Origin of the sequence: Corynebacterium sp. HMSC068H04 (assembly GCF_001811255.1) — a bacterium.
GTDB lineage: Bacteria > Actinomycetota > Actinomycetes > Mycobacteriales > Mycobacteriaceae > Corynebacterium > Corynebacterium hesseae.
In genome coordinates this window covers 22,765-39,177 of record NZ_KV803977.1, presented here as the reverse complement: position 1 = coordinate 39,177, position 16,413 = coordinate 22,765, and the positions used below count along the sequence as shown (strand labels likewise).

The following is a 16,413-nucleotide window of genomic DNA, read 5'->3' as shown; positions in this document are numbered from 1 at the left end:
TGGTTTTCTAGAAACCGCAGGCAAGCCCGAGAATAAAAATAGACCGAGCGGTTGGTTCGGCTTAAATTTCGATGCTTTCACCAACCCGCAGGCGCCGATAGCCGCTCACCCCGGCGCGTTGGAGCATGCCGTCGGTGATCTGCTTGCCGGCGTCGGAAAGCACGGCGTCATGGATGGGAACCGTAAGCCGCGCACCGATGCGCATGGCGTAATCCGCGGCATCCGCCCCGCGCACCCACGGGCCGGCGATGGGGAGCAGGAGCACGTCTACCGTGAGTCCTTCCGAGACAACCCACTGGTCGCCGGGGTGCAGCACGCCGCCGAAGAAATAACCCAGGTTCTCCGGGCGCGGGATATTGGCGTGGATCTCCTCGTGGAGGCCGCCCACCGCGTGAATCTCAAGGCCCAGAACTGTAAACGTCTCTCCAGCATGCACGATGGTGCCGGAGCCGAGGGCGTCGATAGCCTCCCGCGTTCCCCACACCGGCAGGCCGCTCCCGCGCACGGCATCGACGTCGAGGTGGTCACCGTGTGCGTGCGTGAGCAGCACCGCTTCGGCGCCTTCGAGGCAGCTCAGGTCAGAGAGGGGACCGGGGTCGATAACGATGCGACCCTGGGGTGCCTCGACGGCCACGGCGGATTGTCCATGCAGAGAAATCTTCATAAACCCCACGCTAGCCAAAAGTAAAGGAATACAGCGAGAGGCCTTCGCTTATCTCCAACTCGATTGTTTCGGTGTGATTGTCAGGTTCCCGGACGAGATCCACCGTGCCGTCGTGGGTGATGTCGAAGGTGCGGACCGAACCATCGGCGCGGTGCACGCGAACCGTTCCTTGCCCTGATGCCACGAGTTGTACCCAGGCGGCGCGGTAGTTCAGTCGCAGCCGCGCGTGAGGTCCGGCGGTGATGGGCTGGTCGGCCAGCGTCCACGTCCCGCCCAGCGAATACTGACCTAACGGTGGCTCGCTCGTGGTGAACTGGTGCGTGCCGTCGCGGTAATCGGGGTTGGTGAAATACTGTGCGCGTGCGGTGCCGAGGTACGTCTCCGGTGAGCGCGGCGCACTGTGAGCATCGGCGGTCTCGATTGGTTCGGGTAGCTCTATGCTGGGGTCGCGCTCGAGGAGAAGCTCACGAATGAGGCGCTCGGTCTCGGCGTAGTCGCCCTCGCCATGGTGGGATTGGCGCAGCATGCCGTGCTTGTCGACGACATAGTGCGCCGGCCAGTACCGATTCCCAAAGTTCTTCCACGTGGCGAAGTCATTGTCTTGCGCCACCGGGTATTCGATTCCTTGCTCGCGGGCCGCGCGGCGCACGTTGGCTGCCTCGTGCTCGAAGGCATACTCCGGCGCGTGGATGCCGATGATGTCGAGGCCGTAGTCCTTGTAGTGCGCATAGAGCTTGGTCAGGTGCGTGTTGTTGCGCTGGCAGTTGATGCAGGCATAAGCCCAAAAATCGATGAGGGTGACCTTGCCGGAGGTGCGCGGATCGACGGGAGCATCCGTGTTGAACCAGCCGGTCAAGCCCGCGAACGTGGGCACGGGGGTTCCTTCGGCTGTGCGGGCGGCCTGTTCAACGGGCGTGGCGTCGGCGTTGATGCTGGGGAGCTTTTGCTGCAGCCAGGCGGGCGCGCCAAGCGAAATCGCACCGGCCATAGCGATCACCACAATGCCCGCGGTGATGCGCACCCCGCGCTGGTGGGAGCGGAAAGCATCGACGCGTTTGCCCACCTCGTTGCCGCCCAAAGCGAAGGCCAGCAGCGGGATGGCTACGCCGAGGGCGAAGGAGAGGCAGAGGGCGAGGATGTGGGCGTCGACAGTCCCAGTGGCGCCCGCCACGGAGATGGCGGCGAGTACAGGGCCGGCGCAGGGGACGAAGACAACGCCCATGGCCAAGCCGACGACGAACCCGCCTTTGCCGCGGGCCTTGGATTGCAAGCTGCCGGCTTTCGGGAGTTTCTGGAAAGGCCACTCAAGGATTTCTTGCACGCGGGGAAACACCATTCCCAGGCCCACGAGAACGAGCAGCGCGATTCCCACTTTCCACAGGATGTCGGCGGGCAGGCCCAGGGAATTGAGCAGCGTTGTGGCAAACAGCGTGACGAGGCTGAAACTTGTGACGAGTCCGCCGACGACCTGCCACGGCCGCCACCGTGAGCCGCCGCTAACGGCGAGGACCAGCGGCAAGACCGGCAAGATGCAGGGCGAGATGCCCGTGATAAGGCCACCGGTAAACCCGATGAACAGCGTTGATAGCATGCTGTACTCCTTCGCTTGGTGTGCGGTGTGGGTATGCAACTAGTTCGGAGCACGAGTGAAAAACGGATTGGTTTTAAATCCATCCAATCCGCATCGCGGGGCGGCTCCGAATAGTCAGATACAGGGTCCGGAAAGGCCGGACCCGAAGACCTGAAGAAGGAGTACCGAAATGAAGAAGCTTGTTACTACCGCCGCTGCACTTGCTGTTGCCGCCAGCGGGTTGGTTGCCTGCAACGACAAGAAGGAAGACATGGACATGATGCCCAGCTCGGAGATGATGGCCCCGAGCGAGGAAATGACTAAGTAAAAGTGCCATGTCCGCCCCGCTGCTGGAGGTAAGCTCAACACCCGTGCCTGCGATGTCCCCCAATGAACACGAGCGGCTGAACCGCCTTTTGGTTCAGACCGCTACCGCAGACAAGCATGCCTTCAGCGCGCTTTACGACGCCCTCGCGCCCACCGTGTACAGCGTGTGCCTGAGCGTTCTGCGCAATCCTGCCTTAGCCGAAGAGGTTGCCCAAGACGTCTTCGTTGAGGTCTGGACCTCCGCCGCGAAGTTTGACCCGCGACGGGGGAATGCTCGCTCGTGGGTGGGCAGGTTGGCGCATGGGAGGGCCGTCGATAAGCTGCGCAGCCATGTGGCCGCAGTACAGCGCGATGACCGCGACTCGAAGCTTGAGCACGCCACTTTTGCTGAGCCGATCGAAGACGAAGCCCTGAACAATGTGGAGGCTCACCTCCTGCGCCGGGCCGTCGACGAGATTGGGGAGCCGCATTCCACGGCGGTGGCCCTCGCGTTTTTCGATGGTTTGACGCATGCTGAGCTGGCAGAATCAACGGGAGTACCGCTGGGTACGGCGAAGACGCGCGTGCGCGACGGTGTTAAGAAGCTAAAAGCGATTCTCGAAAGGGAGGGGCGATGAGCAATACACATGAGTTTTCTGATGAGACTTTCGATGACTTCCTCGATTCCCTCCCCGAGGTCGAACCGCCGGCGCGAATGAAAGATGCCGTCTTTGCGGAAATTGGCGGTGGCGAAGCTGCCGAGGTCATCGAGCTTCCGCGCCGCCGTTGGCGGACCTTCGTGGCGGTGCCGGCTGCCGCGGCGGTCCTCGTAGTAGGCATGGTTGCCGTGCCGCCCTTGTTGCAGTCCGATGACTCGCAGAATCAGACGAGCGATAGCGCGCGGGTAGAGGCTGAATCGCCCGGCGAGAAGTCGATGCACGCCATCATGGGGGCAGAGGATCTCATGCAGGGCAACGCCGATGCGTCGGGCGCACAGCTGGATATCGTGTCTTCGGCGTCGATGGAGAAATCCGGCGCGATGGTGGATGGCCAGCCGCAGCTCGCCGATGGCATGGGCGCCCAGGTATGGGCAGTCAGCGCCGATGGCGGCATGGCTTCGGCGGGGGTCATCGGCCAGGACCCACACGATGGGGTATGGATGCCTTTCGACGGCGCGGCAGTCAAAGTCATGGTCACCGAGGAACCCGCAGGCGGCAGCGAGCAACCGACGGGCCGCACTCTTGCTACCGTGACCTTGGCAAGCGCCGGTTAGGGCTCAGTCTGCTAAAGCCTGCTTGATCAGCTCCAGCGCGGCGGCGAGTTCGACGTCGCTCAAATGCCCAAAGCCCAAGACCACGCCTTCCTCGGCGGGCGCGCCGCCCCAATAATCGCGCAGCGGGGTCAGCGTGAGGCCCAGATCGGCCGCGCGCTGGACGACGCCCTCCTCACACAACAACACCGCGTGGAGCCCGCCGTGGATGGGCAGAAGGGTAGCTGGGGTGTCTTCCAGCGCGGCTTGGACGAGGTCGCGGCGGCGCTTGTAGGCGCGGCGCATCCGCCCGGTATGTCGCCGCAGCGCACCGCTGGCCAGGTAGTTCGCCAGCGCCGCCTGGGGGATAGCGCCGACAGGCTGGCCGAAGATCTCCCGCACCTGATCCACCGCCGAGCGCAAGCTCGGCGGCACGACCAGGTAGCCGCAGGCAATCGACGGCGAAATCACCGAGGAAAACGTGCCCAGCAACACCGTGTGTTCCGGAGCGAGCGCGGTCAGCGCGGGCAAGGGCTGGCCGACGTAGCGCAGCTCGGAATCGAAATCATCCTCGATGATGAGCACGTCATTGCCGCGCGCCCACTCGACGAGCTCCGCGCGCCGGGCAGCCGGCAGCGAACCGCCATAGGGGTGCTGGTGGGAGGGGGTGACGATGAGAACGTCGAGGTCAACGGTGGGGACGGTGACGCCGTGGGCGTCGGTGGGGACGTCGACAAGCGTGTGCCCCAAGGCCTGGGGGATGCGGCGCAGGCTGGGGTAGCCGGGGGATTCCACGCCCACACGCAAATGGCCGCCCAGCGCGCGCAGCAGCACCGACAGCCCGTCGCGGGCGCCGGCGGTGATGACGACATAGGCCGGGTCGACGGTCAGCCCGCGCATGTGGCGCAGGTGCGCGGCCACCTCGCGGGGGAGATCGCCGGAAGAATCTACGGCGGCCTTGCGCCACGCCGCCCTCCATTCGGGGGTGATGATTCCGGCCGTATCGGGCAAACCGGGGGTCAACTCCACGCGCGGTGGGGCAGGGGAGGGCCGTGGCGCAGGATGAGGCTGCGGGGCGCGCCCGTGGGGCAGGTGCGGGTTGATGACGGTGCCCGATCCAACCGCCGCGGTCAGGTAGCCCTCGGCGGTCAATTGCTCATAGGCGGTAACCACGCTGCCTCGGGAAATGCCCAAATCGCGGGCTAGTGAGCGCGTCGATGGAACCTGCTCGCCGGGCAGCAGAATGCCCGCCGCGACTTGGGCGCGGAGGGCTTCGGCGATCTGCACCGGCAGCGCGCGCGTATCAGATGGGTCGAGGCGGAAAGACACGGCCCCATCATAAGTGGTCTAATTCAACACTCGGGAAATGGCTCTTGTCTTGGACCAATTTTCTGCGCCACTATGTGAGCCATGACTGAACAGAAGAATGAACAGGGACGCGCCACGACGCGCGTCAAGCGTGGACTAGCTGACATGCTCAAGGGCGGCGTCATCATGGACGTCGTTACCCCGGAGCAGGCACGAATTGCTGAAGACGCGGGCGCTTCCGCCGTCATGGCGCTGGAGCGCGTGCCGGCCGATATCCGCGCCCAGGGCGGCGTGGCCCGCATGTCCGATCCGGACCTCATCGAGGGCATCGTCAACGCCGTGTCCATCCCGGTGATGGCGAAGGCCCGCATCGGCCACTTCGTGGAGGCGCAGATTCTCGGCGAGCTGGGTGTCGACTTCATCGACGAGTCCGAGGTGCTCAGCCCCGCCGATTACGTCAACCACATCAACAAGTGGGATTTCGATGTGCCCTTTGTCTGCGGTGCTACCAACCTGGGCGAGGCCCTGCGCCGCATCACCGAGGGCGCGGCCATGATCCGCTCCAAGGGGGAGGCCGGTACTGGCGACGTCTCCGAGGCTGTCAAGCACCTGCGCACCATCAAGGGCGAAATCGCGCGCCTCCAGAACCTCGACCGCGACGAGCTCTACGTTGCGGCCAAGGAGCTGCAGGCCCCGTATGACCTGGTTGCTGAGGTTGCGGAGACCGGCAAGCTTCCGGTCGTGCTGTTCGTTGCTGGTGGTGTGGCTACGCCTGCCGACGCCGCCCTCGTCCGCCAAATGGGCGCCGAAGGCGTCTTTGTCGGCTCCGGCATCTTCAAGTCCGGCGAGCCCGCGAAGCGCGCGGAGGCCATCGTGAAGGCAGCGACCCTCTACGACCAACCGGCCGAGCTGGCTAAGATTAGCCGCGGCCTGGGCGAGGCCATGGTGGGCATCAACGTCAACGACATCCCCGCCCCGCACCGCCTGGCTGAGCGCGGCTGGTAGGACCTGTGCCCGCAGTGAAGAAGTCGGCGGACACGGCGCGACCACTCGTCGGCGTGCTCGCGCTGCAAGGCGGAGTGGAAGAACACATCGCTGTGCTGGAGAGCCTCGGCGCTGCAACGCGCCGGGTGCGCCTGCAACAGGATCTCGACGGGCTGGACGGAATCATTCTGCCGGGCGGCGAGTCGAGCACTATCGATAAGCTGGCGCGCTCTTTTGGCGTCGCTGAGCCGTTGCGCCGCGCCGTCGATGGTGGGCTGCCGGTCCTGGCCACCTGCGCGGGGCTCATCTACAGCGCCCGCGAGCTGGAAAACCCCGCACCGGGCCAGCAGACGCTGGGGCTTATCGACGTCACCGTGCGCCGCAACGCCTTCGGAAACCAGCGCTTCTCTGAGGAGCGCACCGTGCCGGTCGCGATGGAAGGCCAGAGGTCCGGCGAGCCTCTAGCCATCGAGGCGAGCTTCATCCGCGCGCCCATCGTTACCCGCGCGGGCGAGGGCGTCGAGGTCATCGCCACCGTGCCCCTCCCTGCACCTGACATCGAGGTCAGTGGTGAGGGAAGTGGTGCCGGGGCGCGAACTCGTCCTGCCGCGGGGCGCGAGGTGATTGTGGGCGTGCGCCAAGGATGCGTCACGGCGTTGAGCTTCCATCCGGAAGAAAACGGCGACTCGCGCCTCCACGCCGCGTGGCTCGCTTCCCTCGTTCGCTAACTAATTCTGCCCGGAAGCTCTTTCCTTAAATAACTATCGCTCAATAGTGATCTGGGATACATTGAGATGTGCCAGCTGAACACATCACGCCCAGAAAGGCACTTTGCCGTGAGCACACCCGCCCCTGAACAAGTCCGCGAAGATATCCGCTTCCTCGGCCGGGTGCTCGGCCGGGTCATCGCGCAGCAGGAAGGCGAGGACGTCTTCGAGCTCGTCGAATCGACCCGCCGCATGGCCTTCGACGTGGCGCACGGCGATGCCAAGCCCGAAGACCTCGTCGCCATCTTCCGCGACCTCGACATCACCAAGGTCAACCTCGTGGCCCGTGCATTCAGCTATTTCGCGCTCATCGCCAACCTCATAGAGGATCTGGATGACGAGTCTGTTGAGGCGCCCGTCTCCCTGCGCAAGACATTCGCCAAGCTCAAGGAAGAAGGCGTCACGCCAACCGACGCCGCCACCGTCATCCGCGGCGCGCACGTCGCCCCCGTTCTCACCGCGCACCCCACCGAAACCCGCCGCCGCACCGTCTTTGATACGCAAACCCGCATCAAGACTCTCCTCAAGGAATCACACCGCGGCGGCGACATGGCGGCAATCGAGAAGGAAATGTATCTGCGCATGACGCTGCTTTGGCAGACGGCGCTGATTCGCATCGCCCGCCCCACCCTCGAAGACGAGATTGACGTCGGCCTGCGCTACTACAAGCTGTCGCTGCTTGATCAGGTCCCTGCCCTCAACCGCGCAATTCGCCACGCCATGCGTGAGACCTTTGGCCAGCAGCTTCCCGATTCCCCCGTCGTCCGCCCCGGCTCCTGGATTGGCGGCGACCATGACGGCAACCCGTACGTCGATGAGCACACCCTGACCTATGCCACCCGCAAGGCCGCGGCGACGGTGCTCCAGTACTACGCCGACGAGCTCGGGGAGCTGGAGCGCGAGCTCTCCCTATCAGACCGGTATTCCTCCAGCTCCAAAGAGCTGGGCGCGCTTGCCGACGCCTCCCACAACGACGAAAAATCCCGCGTCGACGAACCCTACCGCCGGGCGATCTTCGGCATCCGGAAGAAGGTGCTGGCGAGGTTGGAGGGGGAGACGTCGCCAAGCGCCTATGCGTCGCCGGAGGAACTCAAGCGGGACCTGGACGTGATCGACCGCTCGCTGCGCCAATTCAACGATGACATCATCGCCGATGACCGCCTCGCCCGGCTGCGCTCGGCGGTGACCACGTTTGGATTCCACCTCTCGACGCTGGATATGCGCCAGAATTCGGAGTCCTTTGAGAACGTCCTCACCGAGATTTTCGCCGCGGCCACCATCACCCCGGACTACCGCGCGCTGGGGGAGGAGGAGAAGGTCGCGGTGCTCGTGCGCGAGCTGCAGACCAATCGGCCGCTGCTTTTCCCCGACGCTGAGAAGGGATTCAGCGAGGATACCGCGAAGGAGCTGGGCATCTTCCGTGCGGCGGCGCGCGCTGTGCGGGACTTTGGGCCGGAGTCGGTGTCGCACTGCATTATTTCTATGACGGGAACCGTCTCCGACATTCTGGAGCCGATGGTGCTACTCAAGGAGGTGGGCCTGAGCGAGGTCGATGTGGTGCCGCTATTTGAGACCATCGAAGATCTGAAGGCCGGCGCCGGCATCCTGGAGAAGCTGTGGCAGGTGCCCGTGTACCGCGAGCATCTGCGCTCGCGCGGGGATATCCAAGAAGTCATGTTGGGGTACTCGGATTCCAACAAGGACGGCGGGTATTTGCAGGCGAACTGGGCGCTATACGACGCCGAACTGGCCCTCGTTGAGCTCTGCGCGCGCCACGGCGTGGAGTTGCGGCTGGCGCATGGCCGCGGTGGGGCGGTGGGCCGGGGTGGTGGCCCGACGTATGATGCGATTCTGGCGCAGCCGAAGGGCGCGGTGTCGGGTTCGGTGCGTATCACCGAGCAAGGAGAGGTGATTTCTGCGAAGTACGGTGCGCCGGAGACCGCGCGCCGCCACTTGGAGGCGTTTGTTTCCGGAGCGCTGGAGGCATCGTTGTTGGATACCGAGCCGATTGCGGATCCGGAGCGCGCCTACGAGATCATGCGCGAGCTGGCGGCGTTGAGTGGCGTGGCCTACCGCCAGCTTGTCGACGACCCCGGGTTTATCGCCTACTTCACCCAGTCCACTCCGCTGCACGAAATCGGCGAGCTTAACCTGGGCTCGCGCCCGACCTCGCGTAAGCAGACCACCGCGATTACGGATTTGCGAGCGATTCCCTGGGTGCTGTCGTGGTCACAGTCCCGCACCAACATTCCGGGCTGCTTCGGCGTGGGCAGTGCGGTGACAGCGTGGGTTAAGCAATCCTCCAGTGGTGAATGTGGAGTAGGACTGGCCAGCGTAGAAGAAGTAAATGCCACTGCGGATGGAGCAGAAACCGGAAAGGCCGGAGTAAAAAGCGGCGATGGAGAAGTGGAGAAGCGCTGGGAGGAGCTGCGTGAGCTGTACCGTACGTGGCCTTTCTTCCGCTCCGTGTTCGCCAACATGGCGCAGGTCATGGCCAAGGCGGAGATGCAGCTGGCACGCCTCTATGCCAACCTGGTTGATGACAAAGAAACCGCGGACCGTATCTTCAGCCTGATTTCCGCGGAGTTTGAACGCACCCGCGAGGTCTACCTCAAGGTCACCGGCAACGCGGAGTTGGTCAGTGAGAACCAGCGCCAGGCGCGGTCGCTCAAGCGGCGCTACCCGTACCTGCTTCCGCTCAACGCCATCCAGTTGGAGCTGCTGCGTCGCTACCGCCGCGGCGACGATCAGTTCCTGGTGTCCAAGACCATCCAGGTCACGATGAATGGTCTCGCCACAGCGCTGCGTAACGCCGGCTAAACCGGCACGCTGAAGGCCCCGCGAGGAGGGGATTTCCTGCGGGGTTCGAGCACTACATGGCAGTGGCGGAATGCCTTCGCGGAAGGTTTAGTTGAAGTGTTAGTTGAAGGCGCTGGTGAAGACCGGAGCGGCGTCATAAGGTGGAATCCATGCCGTCCGCCCGCCGATGCGATCCATGCGGCCACGTGAGGGCGGGGCATCGGGGTCATCGTCGTTGACGCCGTTATGGTACGGACACAGCGGCACCAGGTTGAGGATGTTGGTGGGCCCGCCGCGGGCCCAGGCTTTGATGTGGTGGATTTGGCACTTCTCAAAGGGAACTTTGCAGCCCTCCCACGCACAGCACGGGTTCTCCGCAGCTAGGGCGAGGCGTTGTTTGGCCGTGGCGAAGCGCTGGAAACGAAACACATCGAGTGGGCCATGCTCGCGGCTGACCGCCACAATAACTCCCTTGTCCAGCAGAGCGCGCTCCACTAGCTGCGAGCCGGTCATCGTCGCGCCACTTGTTGTGCGGACGATGAATTCTTCGCCATCCTTGTCGGTATTGCCCTTGAGCAGCTCTGCGTAGTCATCGAGCTGCAGGACCGCCATGGTGGCAACCTCAGTTTTGACGCCACCGCCCTCCAGATTCTCCAAGAAACTCTCGCCGGGGCGTTCCTGGTCGATGCCTTCAAAGACACCGGTCAGCTGCAGCGAGTCCGCAGTTACCGTGAGGGTGGCCAGGCCATTGCCGTGCTGGGTGAGCTTGGCACGCTCGGCATACGTGCGGGGCTTGCGCATCTGACGCAGTCTCTTGCGCGCTACCTTTTCCACCAGCTCCGCGCTGGTCTGGCACAGCTCTACCCGCAAATCCCACGCTTTGTTATGGTCCCGGACTTTGGCAACGAAGTGCTCGATAAGCTGCAAGGTCACCAGCCCGTGCCCGCGCCGGCGGGCGGCTTCAACCGCCGTGCGCTGCTTCTTCGTCGAAGAGGTGTGCCCGAAGTAGGTGTGGTGGAGGGAGAGGAACACGGTGGCGTCGGCAGACGTGGCTCCGAAAGACACTAAGTCAGATTCAGACAGGCCCGCGCACTCGGCCACCAGGTCAATGGCGCGGCCGAGGGCGGCGAAGAACGTCTGAACTCTCATGAACCTCAGAGTAAAAGCGCCGCACCCTGCCAACAAGGGCGAGCTCCCGCCCGCCACGAAATCTGTGGATAACTTCTCGGGGGTGCTAAGCCAAGTTGTTCACTATATCGAGGAACTCTTCGGCATACGCCAGCTGCTTGGACAGCTTCTCGTAGCGCGTACGTGCCTCCAGTTGGACGCGAGCGACAGTCTCGCGCGCAGCCGGCGTGGAAGAATTAGCGGCCTCAAGAAATGAGCGCATATCTTCCAGCGAAAACCCCAGCGGCTTCATGCGGCGGACTAGCAAAATGCGGTGCAGATCCTCTTCGCTGTACAGACGGAAGCCTCCGGGGCTGCGGTGAGAGGGAGAGACTAGCCCGACGGAGTCGTAGTGGCGCAATGTGGGTAGTGAAATGCCGGTGCGCTCGGCTATCTCGCCGATTTTGTAGCCAGATTCAGCCATGGCTTTCCTCCTTAGGGACCATGTTTTGTCGCGCGCCTATGCAGCGGTTAAAGTTATGCAAGTCCAAAACCCTAAAGCTACTTGAGGGTTAAGCTCGGGGGATACGAACGACAGGATTGCTATGACTGAAACTACCACGGTCACTGAAGCGCCCATGGGTGTTGTGGCCTCCTTCCGCTATGCCTTTTCCTCAGCTACGCGACTGCGCATCGAGGTGTTGGCCGGACTAGCCGTTGCCTTGGCGCTGATTCCGGAGGCGATTGCGTTTTCCATCCTCGCCGGGGTGAGCCCGGCGGTGGGTTTGTTCTCTTCCGTGATTATGGCTGTGGTGATTGCCTTTACTGGCGGCCGCCCGGCAATGATTTCCGCAGCAACTGGTGCTATCGCCCTTGTAGTGGCACCGGTGGCACAAGACCACGGCCTGGATTATCTCGTGGCCACAGTCATGCTGGGCGGGGTGCTTCAGATTGTGCTCGCGCTGTTGGGCGTGCCCAAGCTGCAACGCTTTATCCCACGCTCCGTGATGCTGGGGTTTGTCAATGCGCTGGGTATTCTCATATTTACAGCACAGTTGGAGCACCTTATCGATGTGCCGTGGATGGTCTATGTTCTCGTCGTCGTGGGGCTCGGCATCATGGTGGGCTTTCCCAAGATTACTGCTGCGGTGCCAGCTCCACTGGTGACGATTGTTGTGTTGACAGCTGCGGTGGTTCTGGCGGGCCTTAATGTTCCGCGCGTGCGCGATATGGGCGATCTACCGACTTCGCTGCCGGCGCTGTTCTGGCCGAACGTGCCGCTAAATCTGGAGACCGTCAAGATTATTGCGCCGTATGCGCTGGCAGTGGCCGTGGTGGGGTTGATGGAATCGCTGATGACTGCCAAGCTTGTCGACGACATCACGGATACCCACTCCAACAAAACCCGTGAAAGCTGGGGACAAGGCGTGTCGAACATCGCTACCGGACTGTTCGGGGGAATGGGAGGCTGCGCGATGATTGGCCAGACCATGATCAATGTCCGCGAGTCCGGGGCGCGCACACGCTTGTCCACGCTGGTTGCCGGTTCTTTCCTACTAGTTCTCATCTTGGCGTTGGGGGACATTGTTGGCCAGATCCCAATGGCAGCGCTGGTAGCCATCATGATCATGGTTTCGGTAGGCACCGTGGACTGGCACTCAGTGCACCCGCGCACGCTAAAATTTATGCCGCTGTCGGAAACCGTGGTGATGCTGGTGACCATGGCTGGCACGTTGGTGACGCATAACCTGGCGGTCGGCGTAGTGCTCGGTGTGCTGGCAGCGATGGTGAGCTTTGCCCGCCGCGTGGCTCATTTGGTGCGAGTGGATGCTTCCGAGCTTGTCGACGGTGTACGGTCCTACCAGCTGCACGGACAGCTTTTCTGGGCGTCGTCGAATGACTTGGTGTACCAATTTGATTACACCGATGAGGCTGAGCACATTGTCATCGACCTCACCGGTGCCGAGGTGTGGGATGCTTCCACGGTTGCTACCTTGGACGGCATTACTAGCAAGTTCCACGAAAAGGGCAAGACCGTGGACATCGTCGGCTTAAACGGCCCGAGCCGGCATCGCTTGGAGCAGCTCACCGGACGCCTTGATGGTGGGCACTAGTGCCATCGGGGAACTAGGCACCGGCGAGGCCGCGGCGCTTGAGCAGCGGCGCGACGTCCTTGTCGCGGCCGCGGAATTCGCGGTAGGCCTCCGTGAAGTCGCGGGATGCGCCCTTCGACAGGATCACGTCGCGGAACTTTTGGCCAGCCGCGCGCAGGTCGGTCTGCTCCTTGAACCACTCGAAACCATCGGCATCGAGTGCCTCGGCCCAGAGATAGGAGTAGTAGCCCGCGGAGTAGCCACCGGCAAAGATGTGGTTGAAGTACGTCGAGCGGTAGCGCGGGGCGATGAGCTCGTTGTCCAGCCCGGCCGCGCGTAGGGCCTCGGCTTCAAACTCGGCGACGGCCTCCGGGGTGGCCTCTAGCTTGGCGGCGTCGGCAGCACTCAGGGAATGCCACGCGAGATCGATGATCGATGCCCCCAGATACTCCGAGGTGGCGAATCCCTGGCCGAATTCGGATGCGGCGGAAATGGCGGCGAGAAGCTCGTCCGGGATTGGTTCGTCGGTCTCCACGTGGCGTGCGTACTCCTTGACCAGTCTCTCATCGAGCGCCCAGTTCTCGTTGATCTGCGAGGGGAACTCCACCCAGTCGCGCGGCACGTTGGTGCCGGCGAAGGTGGGGTAGCGGACGTCGGAAAGCAAGCCATGCAGGGCGTGGCCGAATTCGTGGAAGACGGTGCGGACCTCGTCCATGCTCAGCAGCGGTTGGGAGCCGTCGGCGGGCTTGGTGATGCCCATGACGTTGACGATGACCGGCTTGCGCTCCAGCAGCCGGGATTGGCCCACGAACTCGCTCATCCATGCGCCTCCGCGCTTGGTGGGGCGTCCGAAGTAGTCGGTAAGGAGAAGGCCGATCCCCTTATCTCCGTGCGAGTCGATATCTACGTGCGGGACGTTTCCGTCCCGCACCTCCCAGACGCGAACCCCCTCCGCATAGCCCTCGAGGTCATCGCGCGGGATGACGGTGATGCCGTAAAGGCGCTCGGCGGCGGCGAAGACGCCCTTCTCCAGGACCTGGTCCAGCGGGAAGTACTTGCGCAGTTCTTCCTCATCGAGGGAGAAGTCGCGGGCGCGGACCTTGGATTCCCAATAAGGCCAGTCCGCAGCGTTAAAACCCTGGCCGTTGAGCGTTGCTTCCTCCGCGAGGAGCTTCTGCTCGCCTTCGGCATTGGCCGCGGCGGCGGGGGCGAGGTCGAAGAGCATGGTGCGGGCGGCGTCGGCAGTCGCGGCGGTTTCCTCGGCGATGACGTAGTCGGCATGCGTGGCAAAGCCCAGCAGCTCAGCGCGCTCGGCGCGCAGCTGGACGGCCTCGATGAGACCCGGGATGTTGTTCTCGGAGCCCCTGCTTGTCGACGCCCCATACAACCTCCCCCTCGCATCCTCCCGCGCCAGGCGGCTGAGCTCCGACTGGACGGTCGGCAGCTCTAGCGGAATGACGAAGCCCTCGCGGCCGAGCGCTTCGGCGTCGGCCTTGGCGGAGGCGATGCGCTCGGCGGGCAGGCCCTCGAGTTCCTCTTCGGTGAAGGAGACCGCGCGCTCGCGGGTAGACGCCATGAGGTTGCGGCCGAATTCTTCGGAGAGCGCGGAGAGACGCTGGTTGATCTCAGACAGGCGGGCCTTGCCGGCTGCGTCGAGGTCGGCGCCCTTGCGGGCAAAGGTGCGCAGGAGGTGGTCGTGGAGGCGCTGGCTTTCGGCGTCGTCGGCAGGCGGCGTGGCCTCCTTGATGCGTGCGTAGAGCACCTCGTTCTGGTAGAGCGCGTCATAGTGCGCGGACAGGCGCGGGTAGATGTCGGCGGCGATCTCCTCCATCTCCTCGGTGACGTCGGTGCCGGAGAGGTTGCCAAAGACCGCCATGACGCGGTCGAGGTCCTGGCCGGAGCGCTCGAGCGCCTCCACCGTGTTTTCCCACGTCGGGGCGGCGGGGTTGTCGGTGATGGAGGTGATTTCGGCGTCGTGAAGCGCGAGTGCCTCGTCGAAGGCGGGGCGGTAGTGCTCGACCTTGATCTCCGCAAACGGTGGGAGCTGGTAGGGCAGCGTGGAGGGAGTCAGCAGTGGGTTAGTCATAAGAAACTACCGTACCTATGCCTCCTGCTCTATGTGATGGCATTCACTAGTTTCTTCTGTCGTGGTGTGTGGATGAGGATGACATCGAGAACCAAGAACGCCGCCAAGGTGATTCCTAAGAGCGGCAGGAAGACGCCGACGGTGGCCGCGAATAGCGCGCCCAGTCCTGTGGTGGCCCAGGAGAAGTGGGCAGTCGGGAGGAAGCGCGGGCGGCGTTTCCACCACATGCAGTAGCCCAGCACCACGAGAGCGGCGGTGGCCAGCCCCAGTGCGAGCAGTGCAATCTGCAGTGGCAGCCCGAACATGATGCCCATGTGCAGGTAGATGCCCCAGCTGCTGAGTTTGCTAAACAGCGGCAGGCTGGAGAAAGGCTGCCGGTCGATGACCTCCCCGGTGGTGCCATCTACCGAAATTGCATCGGAGGTGGTGCGCCATTCCACCCACCGTTCGCTGACCTGCCAGGCGGAGTGGGCGTCCTCCGGCGGGTACAGGCGCAGCGGTCCGGTCAGTTCCTCGGCGCGGCCGGTGGCGAGGACACGCTCGGCGTCGGCAGCCACGCTCGTGCTTGCCGACGCTCCATGCCCTTCATGGCCTTCATGCCCGGTGTGCTCATGCGTTTCAGCGGTGGTGCCGTGCAGGGCGGTGTTGATGGGAGTGGCTTTCCAGTGCATGCGCTCGACGAGGGAATCGACGTTCCCGCCGGCCAGACCGGACCAGGTGATGCCGGTGGCAGAGAGGCCAAGCAGACCGATGAAGATCCACGCGCCAATAGTGGAGTGCAGGCGAGTGGCCTTCCAGCGGGCAGAGCGCTTGGGCTGCTGCTGCGCGGCGTTCGCGGTTGCTTTGTTCTTCGGGCGGCGGCGAATCCACCACATATAGAGGCCTCCACAGGCCATGACCCACAACCACGAAGCGGCTAGCTCCGAGTAGAGCTCACCGACCTTGCCCAGGTGGAAGCTTTCGTGCAGGGAGGAAATCCAGCGGCGCAGCGGCATCTCGCCTAGGCCCGAGTAGGTGGGGTAGTCCCCGATGACCTTGGCGGTTGCGGGGTCGATGAAGACGGTGCGCTGCAGGCTCTCGTCGATGCTTTCATCGGAGACCAGCACGCGCGTGGAATCCGTCGGTGTCGTGGCGGGCCAGACCTGAGTGACCGGCATGTCAGGGTGCTCGTGCTGCGCGGCCTGGATTTGTTCCTCCAAGCTCAGCGGATTCTCCACGGTAGGCACCGTCAATACGTCGTGGTAGACCACTTTCTCCAGGGTGGGTGCCATGGCATAGAGGCAGCCAGTCAATGCCGCGATGAGGATGAAGGGGCCGACGAACATGCCGCCATAAAAGTGGATGCGTTGAATGAAGGATCGCAGAGCCGTCCGACTCATAAGTAGTGCTCTTTCGGGGTCTATCGATTAGGGCCCCTGCTGAACGTTCGCGGGGCGTTCAGGAGGGGCGATGGACAGGTGCTGATATCAACTGCACTAGT

Annotated in this window: 14 protein-coding genes; 7 read left to right on the top strand and 7 right to left on the bottom strand. The window is 63.5% G+C overall.

Annotated elements, in window-relative coordinates:
- Positions 1–61: 61 nt before the first annotated feature.
- Both HMPREF2792_RS02775 and HMPREF2792_RS02770 read right to left on the bottom strand, forming a co-directional pair.
- Positions 62–664 carry an MBL fold metallo-hydrolase gene (locus tag HMPREF2792_RS02775; protein ID WP_070530820.1) on the bottom strand — a complete coding sequence of 201 codons (603 nt, stop codon included), beginning with the start codon at positions 662–664 and terminating at the stop codon, positions 62–64.
- 10 nt (positions 665–674) lie between these two features.
- Positions 675–2,255, bottom strand: a complete 1,581-nt coding sequence (locus HMPREF2792_RS02770; protein WP_070530687.1) for a redoxin domain-containing protein — start codon at positions 2,253–2,255, stop codon at positions 675–677.
- A gap of 169 nt (positions 2,256–2,424) precedes the next feature.
- On the opposite strand from HMPREF2792_RS02770, the gene HMPREF2792_RS13135 reads away from it, so the two are divergent.
- From HMPREF2792_RS13135 to HMPREF2792_RS02760, 3 genes are read left to right on the top strand one after another with little or no spacing between them, the layout of a single operon-like run.
- On the top strand, positions 2,425–2,562 hold the full coding sequence (locus tag HMPREF2792_RS13135) for a hypothetical protein (protein ID WP_168164026.1): 138 nt from the start codon (positions 2,425–2,427) through the stop codon (positions 2,560–2,562).
- A gap of 7 nt (positions 2,563–2,569) precedes the next feature.
- Positions 2,570–3,178, top strand: a complete 609-nt coding sequence (locus HMPREF2792_RS02765) for a sigma-70 family RNA polymerase sigma factor (RefSeq protein WP_070530684.1) — start codon at positions 2,570–2,572, stop codon at positions 3,176–3,178.
- On the top strand, positions 3,175–3,813 hold the full coding sequence (locus tag HMPREF2792_RS02760; RefSeq protein WP_070530682.1) for an anti-sigma factor: 639 nt from the start codon (positions 3,175–3,177) through the stop codon (positions 3,811–3,813). Before HMPREF2792_RS02765 ends, HMPREF2792_RS02760 begins: the two co-directional genes overlap by 4 nt.
- A gap of 3 nt (positions 3,814–3,816) precedes the next feature.
- Here HMPREF2792_RS02760 and HMPREF2792_RS02755 read toward each other — a convergent pair whose 3' ends face one another.
- The gene (locus HMPREF2792_RS02755; RefSeq protein ID WP_070530680.1) at positions 3,817–5,118 is read right to left on the bottom strand and encodes a MocR-like pyridoxine biosynthesis transcription factor PdxR; all 1,302 of its coding nucleotides are present in this window, start codon (positions 5,116–5,118) and stop codon (positions 3,817–3,819) included.
- A gap of 81 nt (positions 5,119–5,199) precedes the next feature.
- On the opposite strand from HMPREF2792_RS02755, the gene pdxS reads away from it, so the two are divergent.
- The 3 genes from pdxS (at position 5,200) to ppc (ending at position 9,668) form a co-directional block, all read left to right on the top strand.
- Positions 5,200–6,102: a pyridoxal 5'-phosphate synthase lyase subunit PdxS gene (pdxS, locus tag HMPREF2792_RS02750; RefSeq protein WP_070521426.1), complete on the top strand. Its 903-nt coding sequence runs from the start codon at positions 5,200–5,202 to the stop codon at positions 6,100–6,102.
- A gap of 14 nt (positions 6,103–6,116) precedes the next feature.
- Positions 6,117–6,809: a pyridoxal 5'-phosphate synthase glutaminase subunit PdxT gene (gene pdxT / locus HMPREF2792_RS02745; RefSeq protein WP_070530678.1), complete on the top strand. Its 693-nt coding sequence runs from the start codon at positions 6,117–6,119 to the stop codon at positions 6,807–6,809.
- A 75-nt stretch (positions 6,810–6,884) separates the two neighbouring features.
- Positions 6,885–9,668: a phosphoenolpyruvate carboxylase gene (ppc, locus tag HMPREF2792_RS02740; protein ID WP_369821989.1), complete on the top strand. Its 2,784-nt coding sequence runs from the start codon at positions 6,885–6,887 to the stop codon at positions 9,666–9,668.
- Between the two features lie 99 nt (positions 9,669–9,767).
- Here ppc and HMPREF2792_RS02735 read toward each other — a convergent pair whose 3' ends face one another.
- Both HMPREF2792_RS02735 and HMPREF2792_RS02730 read right to left on the bottom strand, forming a co-directional pair.
- Positions 9,768–10,796, bottom strand: coding sequence for an HNH endonuclease signature motif containing protein (locus tag HMPREF2792_RS02735; protein ID WP_070530672.1), 1,029 nt, complete (start codon positions 10,794–10,796; stop codon positions 9,768–9,770).
- A gap of 85 nt (positions 10,797–10,881) precedes the next feature.
- Positions 10,882–11,238, bottom strand: a complete 357-nt coding sequence (locus HMPREF2792_RS02730) for a helix-turn-helix domain-containing protein (RefSeq protein WP_070530670.1) — start codon at positions 11,236–11,238, stop codon at positions 10,882–10,884.
- A gap of 121 nt (positions 11,239–11,359) precedes the next feature.
- Here HMPREF2792_RS02730 and HMPREF2792_RS02725 point away from each other — a divergent pair, with 121 nt between their 5' ends.
- Entirely contained in the window at positions 11,360–12,868 is a 1,509-nt protein-coding gene (locus HMPREF2792_RS02725) for a SulP family inorganic anion transporter (RefSeq protein ID WP_070530668.1), read from the top strand.
- 13 nt (positions 12,869–12,881) lie between these two features.
- Here the strand turns inward: HMPREF2792_RS02725 and HMPREF2792_RS02720 are convergent, their stop codons facing one another.
- Together HMPREF2792_RS02720 and HMPREF2792_RS02715 are read right to left on the bottom strand one after the other, a co-directional pair.
- A complete protein-coding gene (locus HMPREF2792_RS02720; protein ID WP_070530666.1) occupies positions 12,882–14,933 on the bottom strand; it encodes a M3 family metallopeptidase in 2,052 nt (683 codons plus the stop codon).
- A 29-nt stretch (positions 14,934–14,962) separates the two neighbouring features.
- A complete protein-coding gene (locus HMPREF2792_RS02715; RefSeq protein WP_070530663.1) occupies positions 14,963–16,312 on the bottom strand; it encodes a PepSY-associated TM helix domain-containing protein in 1,350 nt (449 codons plus the stop codon).
- Positions 16,313–16,413 lie beyond the last annotated feature (101 nt).

Bases quoted from the DNA above. Each gene is read 5' to 3' on its own strand.
- HMPREF2792_RS02775 (WP_070530820.1), bottom strand. From the start codon at position 664: ATGAAGATTTCTCTGCATGGACAATCCGCCGTGGCCGTCGAGGCACCC.
- HMPREF2792_RS02770 (WP_070530687.1), bottom strand. From the start codon at position 2,255: ATGCTATCAACGCTGTTCATCGGGTTTACCGGTGGCCTTATCACGGGC.
- HMPREF2792_RS13135 (WP_168164026.1), top strand. From the start codon at position 2,425: ATGAAGAAGCTTGTTACTACCGCCGCTGCACTTGCTGTTGCCGCCAGC.
- HMPREF2792_RS02765 (WP_070530684.1), top strand. From the start codon at position 2,570: ATGTCCGCCCCGCTGCTGGAGGTAAGCTCAACACCCGTGCCTGCGATG.
- HMPREF2792_RS02760 (WP_070530682.1), top strand. From the start codon at position 3,175: ATGAGCAATACACATGAGTTTTCTGATGAGACTTTCGATGACTTCCTC.
- pdxS (WP_070521426.1), top strand. From the start codon at position 5,200: ATGACTGAACAGAAGAATGAACAGGGACGCGCCACGACGCGCGTCAAG.
- HMPREF2792_RS02735 (WP_070530672.1), bottom strand. From the start codon at position 10,796: ATGAGAGTTCAGACGTTCTTCGCCGCCCTCGGCCGCGCCATTGACCTG.
- HMPREF2792_RS02730 (WP_070530670.1), bottom strand. From the start codon at position 11,238: ATGGCTGAATCTGGCTACAAAATCGGCGAGATAGCCGAGCGCACCGGC.
- HMPREF2792_RS02725 (WP_070530668.1), top strand. From the start codon at position 11,360: ATGACTGAAACTACCACGGTCACTGAAGCGCCCATGGGTGTTGTGGCC.
- HMPREF2792_RS02720 (WP_070530666.1), bottom strand. From the start codon at position 14,933: ATGACTAACCCACTGCTGACTCCCTCCACGCTGCCCTACCAGCTCCCA.
- HMPREF2792_RS02715 (WP_070530663.1), bottom strand. From the start codon at position 16,312: ATGAGTCGGACGGCTCTGCGATCCTTCATTCAACGCATCCACTTTTAT.